The organism is Lutibacter oceani (assembly GCF_003384935.1).
In the GTDB taxonomy this organism is placed as follows: Bacteria; Bacteroidota; Bacteroidia; order Flavobacteriales; family Flavobacteriaceae; genus Lutibacter; species Lutibacter oceani.
Window position 1 is genome coordinate 468,240 of record NZ_QTTQ01000009.1, and the last position, 16,829, is coordinate 485,068.

General features: G+C 30.5%; 16 protein-coding genes and 1 tRNA gene. 5 read left to right on the forward strand and 12 right to left on the reverse strand.

Features of this window, described 5'->3' with window-relative positions:
* Nucleotides 1-102: 102 nt before the first annotated feature.
* Nucleotides 103-477 carry a DUF423 domain-containing protein gene (locus BX611_RS02145; RefSeq protein WP_115877843.1) on the reverse strand — a complete coding sequence of 125 codons (375 nt, stop codon included), beginning with the start codon at nt 475-477 and terminating at the stop codon, nt 103-105.
* A gap of 85 nt (nt 478-562) precedes the next feature.
* Between BX611_RS02145 and BX611_RS02150 the strand changes: the two genes are divergently transcribed.
* Both BX611_RS02150 and BX611_RS02155 read left to right on the forward strand, forming a co-directional pair.
* The gene (locus BX611_RS02150) at nt 563-796 is read left to right on the forward strand and encodes a putative signal transducing protein (protein WP_115877844.1); all 234 of its coding nucleotides are present in this window, start codon (nt 563-565) and stop codon (nt 794-796) included.
* A gap of 71 nt (nt 797-867) precedes the next feature.
* Nucleotides 868-2,238, forward strand: coding sequence for a saccharopine dehydrogenase family protein (locus BX611_RS02155; RefSeq protein ID WP_115877845.1), 1,371 nt, complete (start codon nt 868-870; stop codon nt 2,236-2,238).
* 7 nt (nt 2,239-2,245) lie between these two features.
* On the opposite strand, the gene BX611_RS02160 is transcribed toward BX611_RS02155, so the two are convergent.
* From BX611_RS02160 to BX611_RS02210, 11 genes are all read right to left on the reverse strand, one after another.
* Nucleotides 2,246-2,962: a tRNA1(Val) (adenine(37)-N6)-methyltransferase gene (locus BX611_RS02160; protein WP_115877846.1), complete on the reverse strand. Its 717-nt coding sequence runs from the start codon at nt 2,960-2,962 to the stop codon at nt 2,246-2,248.
* 16 nt (nt 2,963-2,978) lie between these two features.
* A tRNA-Ser gene (locus tag BX611_RS02165) sits at nt 2,979-3,063 on the reverse strand.
* Nucleotides 3,064-3,068: 5 nt separating this feature from the next.
* Entirely contained in the window at nt 3,069-3,599 is a 531-nt protein-coding gene (gene rimM / locus BX611_RS02170; RefSeq protein WP_115877847.1) for a ribosome maturation factor RimM, read from the reverse strand.
* Between the two features lie 15 nt (nt 3,600-3,614).
* Entirely contained in the window at nt 3,615-4,199 is a 585-nt protein-coding gene (locus BX611_RS02175; protein ID WP_115877848.1) for a 30S ribosomal protein S16, read from the reverse strand.
* 290 nt (nt 4,200-4,489) lie between these two features.
* On the reverse strand, nt 4,490-5,065 hold the full coding sequence (locus tag BX611_RS02180; RefSeq protein ID WP_115877849.1) for an electron transport complex protein RnfA: 576 nt from the start codon (nt 5,063-5,065) through the stop codon (nt 4,490-4,492).
* A 1-nt stretch (nt 5,066) separates the two neighbouring features.
* The gene (locus BX611_RS02185) at nt 5,067-5,672 is read right to left on the reverse strand and encodes an RnfABCDGE type electron transport complex subunit E (protein ID WP_115877850.1); all 606 of its coding nucleotides are present in this window, start codon (nt 5,670-5,672) and stop codon (nt 5,067-5,069) included.
* A 5-nt stretch (nt 5,673-5,677) separates the two neighbouring features.
* A complete protein-coding gene (locus BX611_RS02190) occupies nt 5,678-6,274 on the reverse strand; it encodes an RnfABCDGE type electron transport complex subunit G (RefSeq protein ID WP_115877851.1) in 597 nt (198 codons plus the stop codon).
* Nucleotides 6,275-6,276: 2 nt separating this feature from the next.
* Nucleotides 6,277-7,284, reverse strand: a complete 1,008-nt coding sequence (locus BX611_RS02195) for an RnfABCDGE type electron transport complex subunit D (protein ID WP_115877852.1) — start codon at nt 7,282-7,284, stop codon at nt 6,277-6,279.
* Between the two features lies 1 nt (nt 7,285).
* Nucleotides 7,286-8,614, reverse strand: a complete 1,329-nt coding sequence (rsxC, locus tag BX611_RS02200; protein ID WP_115877853.1) for an electron transport complex subunit RsxC — start codon at nt 8,612-8,614, stop codon at nt 7,286-7,288.
* On the reverse strand, nt 8,607-9,527 hold the full coding sequence (locus BX611_RS02205; protein ID WP_115877854.1) for a Fe-S cluster domain-containing protein: 921 nt from the start codon (nt 9,525-9,527) through the stop codon (nt 8,607-8,609). Before BX611_RS02205 ends, rsxC begins: the two co-directional genes overlap by 8 nt.
* A 2-nt stretch (nt 9,528-9,529) precedes the next feature.
* The gene (locus BX611_RS02210) at nt 9,530-9,979 is read right to left on the reverse strand and encodes a SoxR reducing system RseC family protein (protein ID WP_162879999.1); all 450 of its coding nucleotides are present in this window, start codon (nt 9,977-9,979) and stop codon (nt 9,530-9,532) included.
* A 270-nt stretch (nt 9,980-10,249) separates the two neighbouring features.
* Between BX611_RS02210 and dnaE the strand changes: the two genes are divergently transcribed.
* The 3 genes from dnaE to BX611_RS02225 are packed head-to-tail and all read left to right on the forward strand — an operon-like array spanning nt 10,250 to nt 16,829.
* Entirely contained in the window at nt 10,250-14,605 is a 4,356-nt protein-coding gene (gene dnaE / locus BX611_RS02215; protein ID WP_115877856.1) for a DNA polymerase III subunit alpha, read from the forward strand.
* A gap of 13 nt (nt 14,606-14,618) precedes the next feature.
* Nucleotides 14,619-15,719: an acyloxyacyl hydrolase gene (locus tag BX611_RS02220; protein WP_115877857.1), complete on the forward strand. Its 1,101-nt coding sequence runs from the start codon at nt 14,619-14,621 to the stop codon at nt 15,717-15,719.
* 9 nt (nt 15,720-15,728) lie between these two features.
* Nucleotides 15,729-16,829, forward strand: a complete 1,101-nt coding sequence (locus BX611_RS02225; protein WP_115877858.1) for an acyloxyacyl hydrolase — start codon at nt 15,729-15,731, stop codon at nt 16,827-16,829.

Sequence of the window (16,829 nt, forward strand, 5' to 3'; positions counted from 1 at the left end):
AAATCAATTTCTTCTTTTTTTGGTTTTTAATTTTTCAAAAATATATTTAATTAATTAAGCCCACAAATAAAAAGAAGTAGTTTCTGCAATTTTAACGTTCTATTAATAATTCTCCTTTTTTATAAATGAAAAAGCCAATTTTAACCAACCTAAAATAAAAAGCAAACCTCCCAGAGGGGTTAAAAACCAAATGTATTTTGCATTAACACCAAAAGTTATTGCATAAATAGAACCTGAAAAAAATAGAATTCCAGCCAAAAAAAAGTAAGTAACAACATTTTTGGTTTTTAAATTAAAACCTGAAAAACTATTAACAAACATTAAAACAATAACGTGGTACATTTGGTATCTTACACCCGTTTCAAAACTTTTTAATTCATTAACACTTAAAACTTCTTGTAAAGCGTGTGCCCCAAAAGCACCTAAAATAATTGTAAGCGCTCCAATAACCGCCGCAATTAATAAATTTTTATTCATTTTAATAGTTATTTAACACCAAATATAAAATTTTAAATAGTTTTAAATTGCTAAATTTCTTATATTTAAGTAAAAATAAATAATTATGAAAAATAACTCAGAATTATTAGTTACAGTTTTAACGGCAAGTTTAATTCATGAAATTCACATTGCAAAAGCATTGTTATCCAGTCGGGGAATTAATAGTTATATTTTTGATGAAAATATAGCAACAAGTATTGGAACAGCATTTGTTGAAGGTTACAAACTTGAAGTAGATCCTTCAGATTTTAAAAAAGCTAAAAAAATATTAGATGAAATAAATTCATCCAATAATTAATTCGAATTATGTAATTTTTACCCTTTTAAATTAGTAATTTCGTATTTAAAGCACATTTGAAAAAAATTACGATGCGAAAAATATTAGTAATTGGAGCAGGAAAATCTTCTTCATCTTTAATAACTTATTTATTAAACAAATCAACTTCAGAAAACCTGCATATTACTGTTGCAGATATTTCTTTAGAATTAGCTAAAAGTAAAATACAAAACCATAAAAATGGAACTGCAATTGCGTTGGATATTTCTGATGATATTCAAAGAACAAAAGAAATAAATAATACCAATATTGTTGTTTCTATGTTACCTGCACATTTACACATAAATGTTGCTAAAGATTGTTTAAAATATGGTAAAAATATGGTAACTGCTTCTTATGTTTCAAAAGAAATAATGGAACTGAATGAAGAAGTATCAAAAACAGGCTTAATATTTATGAATGAGGTAGGCCTAGATCCTGGAATAGACCATATGAGCGCTATGCAAATAATAGATTCAATTAGAGAAAAGGGTGGTAAAATGCTGCTTTTCGAATCTTTTTGTGGAGGCTTGGTAGCCCCGGAAAGTGACAATAATTTATGGAATTATAAGTTTACCTGGAATCCAAGAAATGTAGTATTAGCAGGACAAGGAGGTGCTTCAAAATTTATTCAGGAAGGCACTTATAAGTATATTCCTTATCATAAATTATTTAGACGTACTGAAATTTTAAATATAGATGGTTTTGGGAAATTTGAAGCTTATGCAAACCGAGATTCTTTAAAATATAGAAGTATTTATGGATTGGATGATATTTTAACACTTTACAGAGGCACAATTAGGCGTGTTGGTTTTTCAAAAGCCTGGAATATTTTTGTACAATTAGGAATGACAGATGATAGTTATATTATGGAAAACTCAGAAAACATGAGTTATCGTGATTTTACAAATTCGTTTTTAGCGTACAACCCAAATGATTCTGTTGAATTAAAATTAAGATATTATCTAAAAATTGATCAAGATGATATTATTTGGGAAAAATTGTTAGAATTGGATATCTTTAATAATACCAAAAAAGTAGGTTTAAAAAATGCTACTCCTGCTCAAATACTTGAAAAAATTCTTAAAGACAGTTGGACTCTCCAAAAAGATGATAAAGATATGATTGTTATGCAACATCTTATTGGCTATGAACTGAATGGTAAAAAACAACAAATTGAAAGTAGTATGGTGTGCATTGGAGACAACCAAACATATACTGCCATGGCAAAAACTGTTGGTTTACCAGTAGCAATTGCTACTTTAAAAATATTAAATGGAGAAATTAATGCAACTGGGGTTTTAAGACCTGTAACAAAAGAAATTTACAAACCTATTTTAAAAGAATTAGAAGAAAATGGGATAAATTTTAGTGAAAAAGAGGTGCCCTATTTAGGTTATAATCCTGAACATGTTATCGGCTAACAAAAGGCTACATTTTTATATAAAATTCTTGAACTAATTTTTTATATTCATCTGAATAAACATGACGCTCTAGCTCAATAATAAGATTGCTCTTTTCTATTAATTTTTCAGAAAAAGAAAACTGTAATAAACTTCTTTTAATAGGCGTATTTTTAGCACCTTTTACCCTGGTAATCCTATTTGGAAAAAGTTTAAATTTCTTAGCTTCTGCAATAAATTCTTCTTCTTCGCAAAAAGGAATAATAAATGCGCAACTTCCCTTTTCTGACAACATTTTTGCAACACCTGCCAATAAATCTGAATAAGGAAGACTTTCAGCATGTCTGGCCATTGCTCTATCTTCCGATAAATCTTTATAAGTTGAAGTATAAAATGGTGGATTCGAAATTATTAAATCATAGGTATCATCTATTTCTTCAGTAAATTCTTGCAAAGATGCATGATAACAAAACAATCTGTCTCCCCACTGGCTTTGCTCAAAATTATTAACTGATTCTTCGTAGGCATCATTATTTAATTCAACGGCATCAATTAATTCAATAGTACTTCTTTGCGCAATCATTAAAGCTATTAAACCAGTTCCAGCTCCAATATCTAAAGCACTAAAATAATTTGAATCTATTTTTACCCAAGCACCTAGTAATACACCATCCGTACCAACTTTCATAGCTGTTTTATCTTGATGAATAGTAAATTGTTTGAATTGAAAGGGTTTACTTAACATTAAAAATAGTATTTTGCAGAGAGGAAGGGATTCGAACCCTCGATACGTTGCCGTATACACACTTTCCAGGCGTGCGCCTTCGACCACTCGGCCACCTCTCTATAATTTAATTATTTAGATATAAATCTATTAATCCAGCAGGTGCTTCAACAATAATTTTCTTATTATCTCTATCTACCTTTTTAATAAAGTCATCTATCATTGGAATAAAAACTTCTGCTCCGTTTGAATCTATTTCAAACAATGGTTGGGCTGACGAATCATTAACTCCAGTTATAACACCAACATACCCATAATTTAAATCTTCAATATCGAAACCAATTATTTCGTGAAAATAAAATTTATTTCCTGTTAATTTTGGAAGAAATTCTAAAGGTAAATACAATTCTGAACCCAAAATAGCATCAGCATCTTCTTCACTTTCAACATCTTCAAACTGAATTCTTAGTTGATTTCCTTTTTGAAGTAAACTTTCTTCAATAAAAAATGGAACCAGATTATTACCTAAAGCAACAAATACTGATTCCAAATTTTTATAAAGTTCAGGTTCATCTGTGTCTAATTTAGCAACAACTTCACCTCTAAAGCTATGTTTCCTTACGATTTTGCCTAAATAAAAACAATCTTGTTTACGCATTATCGAAAAAATAGCTTACTCTTTTTTTCCTTCTTCTTGAGCCGCAGCTTGTACGTCATCAATTGTTTGAGGAGCCTCTTCTTCAACTACTTCTGTTGCAGCTTGTGCAGCAGCTTTAGCATCTGCTTCAGCTTTAATAGCAGCTTCTTCTACTTCTTTAGCAGCAGCAGCACGCTCTTCGTTAATTTTTACTTCAGCTTCAAAAGCTTTAGCTTTTGCATCAGCTTCTGCTTTTGCTAAACCATCTACTTTTGCACTAATTTTTCCTGCTTTTTCATCTACCCAAGCTTGGAATTTTTCTGCTGCTTGTTCTTCAGTTAAAGCACCTTTTCTAACACCACCTGCTAAATGATTTTTTAACAAAGCACCTTTATAAGATAAAATTGCTTTTGCAGTATCAGTTGGTTGTGCACCATTTTGCAACCATTTTACGGCTCCATCTAAGTCTAAATCAATAGCTGCTGGATTTGTATTAGGATTATAAGTCCCAATTTTTTCTAAGTATTTACCATCTCTTTTTGAACGTGCATCTGCTGCAACAATCCAATAAAATGGTTTTCCTTTTTTACCGTGTCTTTGTAATCTAATTTTTACTGACATTTTTTTTAATTTTTAAGGTTCTCGACCTTGGTTATAAATTTTGAGGTTGCAAATATAATGAGATATTTTAATATATAAGGTTAAAAAGTATAAAAGTTTGGTTTTCAGTTGTGAGAAGTCAAAAAGTAAGAAGTAGGTTTTACATTTAACGAAAAAAACACAAAGTCCTCAGAGAATATTATTCGTGGCGTACTCTGTAATTTCTTTGTGTATTTTGTGAAAAAATTATTTTCAATAACCTTTTAACCTTTCACTTTTAAACTTTTAAACTTTTAAACTTTTAAACTAAACTAAACCAACCCTGTAAAACCTAAAAATGCCAAGGATAACAACCCTGCAACTAATAAATTAATAGGTACTCCTTTCATACCATTTGGAATATTTGCCAGTTCTAAATGCTCACGAATACTTGCAAAAACTATTAAAGCCAGTCCAAAACCGATAGAGTTTGATACCGCGAAAAATACTGCTTTTAATAAGCTTCCACCTTCTAATCCTAGGGCTAAAATTGCCACACCTAAAACAGCACAGTTAGTTGTTATTAAAGGTAAAAATACTCCCAAAGCCTGGTACAATGGCGGACTCACTTTTTTCAGAATTATTTCAACCATTTGTACTAATGCAGCTATTACTAATATAAATGTAATAGTTCTTAAATAATCTAAACCTGCTGGCACTAATATAAACTCATGTAGTAAATAAGTTGCCATTGTTGCAATTGTCATTACAAACAAAACAGCTCCAGACATACCCACAGAAGTAGACACTTTGTTTGAAACTCCTAAAAATGGGCAAATTCCTAAAAACTGAGAAAGTACAATGTTGTTTACAAAAACAGCTGCTATTAAAATAATAATATAATCCATTTTATGTTGTTTTAATTGAAATTTTGTTAAATAAAACAGTTAAATATGCTAATGCAATAAAGGCTCCTGGAGGCAAAATAAACAGGATAAAAGTATTGGCATCTTCAGGCACAAATTTTAATCCAAATAAGCTTCCACTTCCTAATATTTCACGAGTAGCACCTAAAAGTGTTAAGGCAACTACAAAACCTAATCCCATTCCTAAAGCATCTAAAATTGATGATAATATATTGTTTTTTGATGCGAATGCTTCTGCTCTTCCCAGTATTAAACAATTCACTACAATTAACGGAATAAAAATCCCTAGTTGCTCGTATAAAAATGGTACGAAAGCCTCTAAAACCATTTCAACTATGGTAACAAATGAAGCTATAATAATAATAAATGCTGGAATACGAACTTTGCTTGGTATTTGTGATTTTACCAATGAAACTACAATATTTGACATTAATAATACAAATAAAGTAGCAACTCCCATTCCTAACCCGTTAAATGCTGATGAGGTAACTCCTAAAGTTGGACACATCCCTAACAACATTACAAATACCGGATTTTCTTTAACGATTCCTTTTAAGAAATTCTGGGTTTGATTTACTTTTTCAGCCATAATTCTTAATTTTTAAGTCTTATTAATGAACCATTATTTTTTACAAACTCATCAAAAGCCATTTGCACAGCTTCTCCAAAAGCACGAGATGTAATAGTTGCGCCAGTTAAAGCGTCAACTTCACCTCCATCCTTGGTAACCTTTAAATTATATGAAGCTGGATTTTTATCTCTAAATTGAGCCAAAAACTTTTCGTCTTTCATTTTTGTTCCCAAACCTGGAGTTTCTTTCTGTTCTAAAACTGCAATATTTTGAATAGTTCCGTCAGGTTTAAAACCAACCATAATTTTAATTAATCCGCTAAAACCTTTTTCGGTTGAACCAATAATTGCTGCTCCTACAAATTCATTACTTTGATAGGCTGGATAAACTTCAACACTAACTTTTATATTTTCCACCTGTATCAATAAAACATCTTCAACAGGATTATTGTCAAAAGTTGGCAACACTAACTTTAAGGCATTTACCTTCTTTTCTAACTTAGCTTTAGCTTTTGGTTCAAGTGTTAAATCGTTAACAAATCCCAACGAAAATCCTGAGATTATGGTAATCACAAATAACGATACTACCATATTTATAAATGTATCTTTCTTTTTACTCATAATTACACAATTTTGGATTTGATTTTTGAACCAAATCTTCTTGGTTTAAAATAGGTATTGATTAATGGTACAAATGCATTCATTATTAAAATTGCAAACGAAACACCTTCAGGATATGCTCCAAACAATCTAATTACAACTGTAATTACTGCAATACCAATAGCAAAAATTAGCATTCCTTTTTTTGTCATTGGGCTGGTTACTAAATCCGTTGCCATAAAAAATGCTCCTAATAGCGCTCCACCTGAAAGAATGTGAATTAAAGGGCTTGCATATTGCTCTGGGTTTATTAGCCAAAAAATTCCAGTCATAACAGCCATAGTAACTAACATAGTTACTGGAATATGCCAAGTAATAACTTTTCTAACTATTAAATAAATTCCACCTAACAACAATGCTAGTGCTGATATTTCTCCAATTGAACCACCTGTTAGCCCTATAAATAAATCTATATTTGATGGTAAATCAGCACTTATATTAGTCATAGTATCACCAAACATTAACCCTTCTTTTATTAATCCTAAAGGAGTGGCTCCAGTAACTGCATCGGCAATAGAAGTGTTATTAACAACAGCCGTAGGCCACATTGTCATTTGCACGGGAAAAGACACCAATAAAAATACACGCCCAACTAAGGCTGGATTAAAAATGTTAAACCCGAGTCCTCCAAAAGATAATTTTGCAATTCCAATAGCAACCAAACTACCAACAATTATCATCCAAATTGGCAAACCTGAAGGTAAATTAAATGCTAATAAAATTCCAGTAATTAATGCTGAACCATCACCAATGGTAACTTCGGTTTTTAACAAAAACTTCTGAATCAGATATTCAAACAATAAACATGATATTACTGCAACTGCAGTAACTATAAATGCTCCAATTCCAAATACATATAATGAAACTAAAAATGCAGGAATTAAAGCTATCACAACATCGTACATTAATTTTTTTGAAGTTCTATCTGAATGCACGTGTGGTGAGGCCGATATTATAATAGGTTGACTCATTTTAATTTTTAGAGGTTTCTAACTTTTTAACAATACTTTTTCCAAAACGGATATAATCTAACAACGGACGATGTGATGGACATACATAACTACATGAACCACACTCAATACAAGTCATAATATCTTCATTTGAAGCTTTTTCATACAATCCTTTTTCTGATAAATTCATTAATAAATGAGGTTCTAATCCCATTGGGCAAACAAAAACACATTCACCACAACGAATACAATTTTTTGCTTCGCCTCTACTGGCTTCATCTTCTGAAATAACTAAAATCCCTGAAGTTCCTTTTGTAACAGGAACATCGGTATTTTTAATAGCTTTTCCCATCATTGGACCACCATTTACTAACTTTCTTGTTCCCTCAGGCAAGCCTCCAACTTCAGCAATTAAATCTTTAATTGGTGTTCCAATTTTTACCCAAAAATTTGATGGATTTTCTAAATTTTTACCGGTAACTGTTACAACACGTTCAATTAAAGGTTTGTTATGTTGAATAGCTTCATAAATAGCAAAAATGGTTCCTACATTATGCACAATTACGCCTACATCTAAAGGCAATCCGTTTTTAGGAACTTCTCTCTTTAAAATTGACCTTACCAGCTGTTTTTCACCACCTTGCGGATATTTTACTTTAAGTGCGGCAACTTCAATTCCAACTTCATTTTTTACACTATTTTTAAAAAGATTAATGGCATCTTTTTTATTATTTTCAATTCCAATTACTGCTTTATCAATTTTTAAGGCAAACATTAAAATTTTAATTCCAACAACAATTTCTTCGGCCTTTTCTAACATTAATCTATGATCGGCAGTTAAATAAGGTTCACATTCTACACCATTAATAATAAGACAATCAATTTTTTTATCTTCTCGAACATTCAATTTTACGTGTGAAGGAAATGTTGCTCCACCTAAACCAACAATACCGTATTCAGAAATTCGTTTTAAAATTTCTTTAGGTTCTAGTTCAATGTTCTTTTTCAAAGGGTATTCCTTTTCTTCAAAATTAGCTTCATCTTTAGCATCAGTTCTAATTACAATACATTGTTTTTTATAACCACTTGTATCAATAATCATATCTAACTTGGTTACTACACCTGCTACTGGAGCATGTATATTTGAAGAAACAAATCCACCAGATTTTGCAATTACCTGACCAATTTCAACTTTGTCTTTTTTATCAACAACAATTTCCGCAGGAATACCAATATGCTGAGCAATTGGGACATTTACCACTTTTGGAACTGTCATTCTTTTAATTCCTTTGGATGAAGTAATTTTATTTTCAGGAGGGTGAATTCCACCTTTTGGAAATGTTTTAAGCATCTGTTTTACTTTTTTTGGATTCAGCAACTATTTGTTCTTTTACCACTGCTACTTTTACTTCAACTTTCTTTTCAACTTCTTTTTTTACTTTTTTAGGCGGAAAATTAGTTTCAATAATTGAATGTGTTGGACAAACATCTACACATTTTCTACAAAGTGTGCACAAAACCGGGTCTATATATGCCAAATTATTTACCATTACAACAGCATCTTTCGGACAAATATCTTCGCATTTTGAACATCCAATACAAGCCACTGAACAAGATTTTTTCGCAATACCACCTTTATCTTCATTTAGGCAACCAACAAAAACTTTTAGGTCGCGTTTATTACGCGGGCGCATTTCAATTATATCTCTAGGGCATTCTTCAACACAAGCACCACACGATGTACAATTGTCTGTAATTATTACAGGTAAGCCAGTGGCTTCATCCATATACATGGCATCAAACTTGCACACCTTAACACAATCTCCATCACCTAAACAACCATATTGGCAATCCGTTTCACCACTATAAACCATTGCAGAAATAGCACAAGTTCTTGGGCCTTGATATTCGGTAGTTTTTGGTCTAACCTCACAACTTCCTTGACAGCGCAAAACTGCTACAGTTGGATCTCTTTCTACTACTTCTTTTCCTAATATTGCAGCAACTTCTTTCATAATATCATTTCCTCCTACCGGACAAAATAAATCTGAAATATCTTCTGTATTCACCAATCTTTCGGCAAAAGATTTACATCCTGGAGAACCACAACCTGCACAATTAGCTCCTGGCAAAATTTCGTCAACATCTGCTATTAAAGGATTTTCATACACATAAAACTTTTTAGAAACCACATAGAGCACAACCGCCGCTACAATCCCTAAAGAAGCTAATAAAAAAACACTATACAAAACTGAATCTGTCATTCTCAACTAAATTTTAAAATTGAAATTTGAAATGCTTTTTGAAATGAAGATTTCATTTTATAAAGCACAAAATAATAAGGGATTAGCATAAATAATGATACCAATCCTGCAATCCATTCTTTAAGAAAATTTGAAGTAATTATAAGTGTAAGCATCATTAAAATAAAAGGAAAAACATAAGCCCAAAAAACAGCTTTTAAACCCAAACTTTTTTCTAAAACCACATTTACAGGGTCACTAAGTTTAAACGACTGATTGGTATTAAGAATTTCTATTTCTTTATCGTTAGATTCTGAAACACCGCAAGCAGATTGGGCTTTACATCCCTCACAATTAACATTTCCCTTTAAAGACACCGTAATAACTTGGTTAGTAATTTTTGAAATATAGCCTTCATGTTTTATTTCATTTTTATTACCACCTTTGTAGCTTTCTAAGTCCAATTTTTCCATAACCATAAATCTTCATTAAAATGGAATTGTAAAATTAACACTTAAAAATATTTTAAAAACTGACGAATGTTAGTGTTTTACCAAAAAAAATTGTTTGAATTACAATTTAACATAATTCCCTTTTAATGTTAAAATTTTAAAAAACAGGCGCATTTCATTTTTTGAATGATAGGAAAATAGGATTGTTAATAAAAAAGACTTATTATAGAATTTAGATTTTCATTAAATTCATACTTTTAAAAACTCATTATTTACAACAAATAACATTACATGTTTTTAATATTTGACACTGAAACCACAGGTTTACCAAAAAAATGGAATGCGCCAATTACAGACACTAATAATTGGCCTAGATGTGTTCAAATTGCTTGGCAATTACATAATGAATTAGGTGAATTAATTGAACAGCAGGATTATTTAATTAAACCTGAAGGTTATAATATTCCATATGATGCGGAACAAATTCATGGAATTTCAACCGAATTAGCTCAGGAAAAAGGTGAAGACTTAGAAAAAGTTTTATTTCTATTTAATGAAGCCTTATCTAAATCTAAATTTGTAGTTGGTCAAAATGTAAATTTCGACCTTAATATAATGGGTTGCGAGTATTTTAGAAAAAAATTAAAAACTCCGTTAAATGAATTACCTATATTAGATACTTGTACAGAAACTACAGCAACTTTATGTCAATTACCAGGTGGTAGAGGCGGAAAGTTTAAATTACCAACATTAACTGAATTACACCAACATTTATTTAATACTCCTTTTGCTGAAGCACATAACGCAACTGCAGACGTAGAAGCTACTACACGTTGTTTTTTAGAATTAATAAGGCAACGCGTTTTTACAAAAGAAGAGCTTGATGTTCCTTCTGATTATTTTGGAAAATTTGATGTTAAAAATCCATCAGTTATAAACGTAATTGGGTTAAAACATTTAAACTTAAAAAAAGAAAGTAAGCGTTTAAAGAAAAAATCTGAAGAGAAACCTGAAATACTTAAACATTCTGAAAAAACACTTCAAAATCTTGAAAGTTCAAATTTTGCACATTTACATTGTCATTCTCAATTCTCAATTTTACAATCCACTTCCAGTGTAAGTAACCTTATAAATTCAGCCATAAAAGATAAAATGCCAGCTGTAGCAATTACAGATACCGGAAATATGATGGGTGCATTTTATTTTGTGAGAGAAGCGTTAGCACATAACAACGCAGTAGAAAAGTTTAATAAAAATTTAAAAGAAGGGGAACATCCAAAATTACCTATAAAACCAATTTTAGGATGCGAATTTAATGTTTGCGTGAATCATTTAGATAAAACTCATAAAGATAATGGTTATCAGATAGTTATTTTAGCTAAAAACAAAAACGGCTATCATAATTTGGCTAAAATGTCTTCCATTTCTCATACCGATGGATTTTATTATGTACCCAGAATAGACAAAAATATAATTGCACAATATAAAGAGGACTTAATAGTACTTTCAGGAAATTTATACGGTGAAATTCCTAGTAAAATTTTAAATATTGGTGAAAAACAAGCTGAAGAAGCATTAATTTGGTGGAAAGAACAATTTGACACAGATTTTTATCTAGAAATTATGCGTCACAATCAAGAAAATGAAAATCACGTTAATAACGTACTTATTGAATTTTCTAAAAAACATCAAGTAAAATTAATAGCCACAAATAACACATTTTATACCACTGAAGATGAGGCAGAAGCACATGATATTTTATTATGTGTAAAAGATGGAGAAAAAACAGCAACTCCAAAAGGTAAAGGAAGGGGTTTTAGATACGGTTTACCAAATAATGAATACTATTTTAAATCTCAGGAACAAATGAAAAATTTGTTTAAAGATTTACCAGATTCCATTATTAATATTCAAGAAATTGTTGATAAAATTGAAGTATATACTTTGGCGCGTGATGTATTACTTCCAAAGTTTAATATCCCAAGCCAGTTTGTTAATTCTGAAGATGAAAAAGATGGTGGTGTGCGTGGTGAAAATGCCTATTTAAAATATTTAACATTTGAGGGTGCCAAAAAAAGATACGGAGAAAATTTAGATGCTGATACACAAGAACGTTTAGATTTCGAACTCTCAATTATTGAAAAAACGGGCTATCCTGGATATTTTTTAATTGTTTGGGATTTTATTTTGGAGGCACGAAAAATGGGAGTTTCAGTGGGGCCAGGCCGTGGTTCTGCAGCAGGATCTGCAGTTGCATATTGTTTATGGATTACAAATATTGACCCAATTAAATACGATTTACTTTTTGAGCGTTTTTTGAATCCAGATCGTGTTTCATTACCCGATATTGATATTGATTTTGATGATGAAGGAAGACAAAAAGTTATAGATTTTGTAATTGAAAAATATGGTGCCAGCCAAGTTGCTCAAATTATTACTTATGGTACTATGGCTGCAAAATCATCTATTAGAGATACTGCCAGAGCCTTAGATTTGCCGTTACCAGATGCTGATAGAATTGCAAAATTAATTCCTGGAATAAAATTGCAGCATATTTTTGGTGAAGATGCAAAAAGCAAAGAAAAAGTTAAGGGTTTACGTGCTGAAGAAATTGAAAATATAAATGAATTAATAAAAATTGCAGAAGGTGATAATTTAGAATCACAAACTATTAGGCAGGCAAGATCTTTAGAAGGTTCTGTAAGAAATACTGGAACACACGCCTGTGGAGTTATTATTACACCTGAAAAAATAACCAACCTTATTCCTGTGGCAACTGCAAAAGATTCAGACATGTACGTTACACAGTTCGACAATAATGTTGTTGAAAGTGCCGGGTTGCTTAAAATGGATTTTTTAGGGTTAAAAACATTGACATTAATTAAGGATACTGTTAAAATTATTAAAGCAAAACACGGTATTGAATTAATTCCTGATGATTTCCCTTTAGATGATGAAAAAACGTATGAGCTTTTTCAAAAAGGTGAAACTATTGGAGTTTTTCAATATGAATCTCCAGGTATGCAAAAGCATATGAAATCTTTAAAACCAACAGAGTTTGCTGATTTAATAGCCATGAATGCTTTGTACAGACCTGGCCCAATGGAATATATTCCACTTTTTATTATGCGAAAGCATGGAGAGGAAGCCATAGAGTACGATTTACCTGAAATGGAAGAACACTTAAAAGAAACATATGGTGTTACAGTATATCAGGAACAGGTAATGTTACTTTCACAAAAATTGGCTGGTTTTAGCAAGGGTGATGCAGATATGCTAAGAAAAGCAATGGGTAAAAAGATTTTTGCATTACTTGAAAAATTAAAACCAAAATTTATTGAAGGAGGTAAAAAGAATAACCATCCTGAAGAAAAATTAGAAAAAATTTGGAAGGACTGGGAAGCTTTTGCTGCTTATGCATTTAACAAATCTCACTCTACTTGCTATGCATATATTGCTTACCAAACAGCCTATTTAAAAGCCCATTATCCAGCTGAATATATGGCTTCCGTTTTATCTAACAATATGAATGACATTAAGCAGGTTACATTTTTTATGGAAGAATGTAAACGTGCTGGAATTCCTGTTTTGGGTCCTGATGTTAACGAATCCTATTATAAATTTGCGGTAAATAAAGAAGGTGCTATCCGTTTTGGAATGGGCGCTATAAAAGGCGTTGGAGCAGCTGCCGTTGATGCCATCGTAAAAGAGCGAAAAAATAATGGTAATTATTCTTCAATTTTTGATTTGGCTAAACGTGTTGATTTAAGAGCTGCCAGTAAAAAGGCTTTTGATGGTTTGGCAATGGCTGGTGGATTTGATTCCTTTAAAAATGTGCATCGTGCTCAGTATTACCAATTAGATGATAAAGGCGTAACATTTATTGAACGTGCTATTCGCTACGGTAATAAATATCAAGAAAATAAGAATTCTGCTCAAGTTTCTTTATTTGGTGAAACTTCTGAAATTCAATTTCCAGAACCAGAAATTCCATTTGCTGAAAAATGGGGAGTTATGGAAGAGTTATCCAAAGAAAAAGAACTAATTGGTATTTATATTTCAGGGCATCCTTTAGATGATTTTAAAACTGAAATTAAATATTTTTGCCACACGCAACTTTCCGCATTTCAAAACCAAGATAATTTACTAAACAGAGAATTAGCAGTTGGTGGTATTTTAACAAATGTTGAACATAGAATTTCAAAAAATGGAAAAGGCTGGGCATTATTTACTGTTGAAGACTATTCTGGCTCTTATGAATTTAGAATTTTTGGTGAAGAATATTTGAGGTTTAAACATTTTTTTGTTCCAAATTCATTCTTATTTATTAAAATATTTGGTAAAAAAGGTTGGAATAATGATGTGCGCTTATCTTTTACTAACATTCAATTACTACAAGATATTTTAAAGGAATTTTCAAAAAAGATTACTTTAAACCTTGATATCAAAGATGTAAATGAGCAGAATATAAAAAAAATTAATACTATTTTAAACGATTTTAAAGGCACTAAAAACTTGCATTTTACCGTTAGAGACACACAAGAAAAATTACAATTGAATTTACCAAGTCGCAGTTTTAAAATAGATATTTCAAACGAATTACTAGAGGTTTTCAAAAATGAACAAATTAACTATAAACTTAATTAGCAATAAGTAACTTATGAAAAAAATATTTTATTTATTATTAATTGCTAGTTATTCAATAAGTTATTCCCAATCTAATTCCTCTTATTTACAAGCCGATTATTTTTACGGAAATATATTGCGCCAAAATCCGGATGCATCAATTTTGTTACAAGGACATCCAACGGGAATTTTTATGAGTTATAATAAAAGGACGTATGGAGAAGAAAACTGGCAAGAACATTACAATTATCCTGATTTTGGATATTCTATTGGTTATCAGGATTACAAGTCAGATATTTTAGGTAAATTATATTCTGTTTACGGCCATTATAATTTTTATTTCACCAATAAAACTTCACTAAATCAATTAATATTTAGAACCGGAATTGGATTAGCATATAATACAAATCCTTATGATAAAGAAACAAATAACAAGAACACTGCATTTGGGTCTCATTTAAATTCAAGCACCTATTTTAAATTATATTTTCAACGTGAAAAATTGATTAATAATTTAGGGTTAAATGCTGGTTTAACTTTTATACATGCTTCAAATTCAAATATTAAATCTCCTAATTCCGGTACAAATGTTTGGGCAGTAACCTTAGGATTAAACTATGATTTTGATGCCAACAGTGGTACCCTAAATTATATTCCTTCTTCAGAAAGCAAGCATTTTACTGAACCTGTAAAATATAATTTTGCTATAAGAAGCGGTATTAACGAATCTGAAATTATTGGTAGTGGTATAAAACCCTTTTATGTTTTTTCAGCTTATGCAGACAAACGTTTAAATAGAAAGTCTGCCTTACAATTTGGAGCAGATTTATATATTTCCCCTATTTTAAAAGATTATTACGAATTGAGTTTATCTATACCTCATTTAAATTTTAAGGAAACTTCCGATTTTTCGAGAGTTGGGGTATTTCTAGGACACGAATTGTTTATAAATAAAGTTTCCATTGAAACTCAAGTTGGATATTATGTAAAATACCCTTTTAATTATGGTGGCAGAGTTTATGAAACACTTGGTTTAAAACGCTATTTAAACGAAAAATGGTTTGCTTCTATAAGGCTGAAGGCACATGCCGCTGACGCCGAAACTGTTGAATTTGGTGTTGGAATTAGACTTTAAAAATTATTTATGAAAAATTTAATAATTGTATTTTTTCTACTTTTCACATTACAAGGTGTTTCGCAAAATGAAACTTTTAAATACAATAATATTCAAACCGATTTCTTTTTTGGAAAACCGATTGAACACGATAAAAAACTAAAAGATGCTATTGAGGGAAATTCTTTTGGAGTACTTTTAAGTTTCAATACAACAAATACAAAAAACACTCATTTTAATAAACTTTATAACTACCCAGAAAGAGGTTATTCTTTTTTATATCAAAACTTTAACTCTTCTGTTTTAGGTGAAGTGTTTGGAGGTTATAGACATTACAGTTATAATTTAAAAAATACTTCAAATAACCAATTAAAACTTATCAGTGGTTTTGGTTTGGGATATGCAACCAAAACTTACGATGCTGAAACAAATCCAAAAAATCAAGCAATTGGTTCTAAATTACTTGCATCAGCATTTTTAAAATTACAATTTTTTCAATTATTAAAGAAGGAAAAATTAAGTGTAAATACTGGAGTAAGTTTAATACATTTTTCAAACATTGCACTAAAAAATCCCAATTTAGGAATTAACACCGTTAATCTTAATTTAGGAATTAACTATTTATTAGAACCTATAAAAATAGCAACCTCAAAAGATGAAAACACAATTTCTGAAATTGATAAAAAGCTGTATTTTAATTTAATTTTAAGAGCTGGATACAACGAATCGTTAGAAATTAACAGCGGTTTATTTCCTTTTTATACCCTTACCTTTTATGGTAGTAAAACACTTAATAAATTCTCTAATTTAACCTTTGGAACAGATTATTTTAAATCAGAATTTTTAAAAAATCACATTAAAAACATTAATACAGAAGAAGGAAAAACCTATAATGAAAATGATTATTCAAGGGCTGGAATTTTTGTTGGTCATGAGTTAATGCAAAACAATTTTTCTTTTATTTCTCAAATTGGATATACAATTTATTATCCTTTTCCATACGTTAGTAGAGTTTATGAACGTTTTGGTTTAAAGTATAAATTAAGTAAACACCTATTTTCTGAAATTACTATGAAAATAAATTTATTTAGGGCTGAAGCATTGGAATTTGGAATAGGATATAAATTCTAG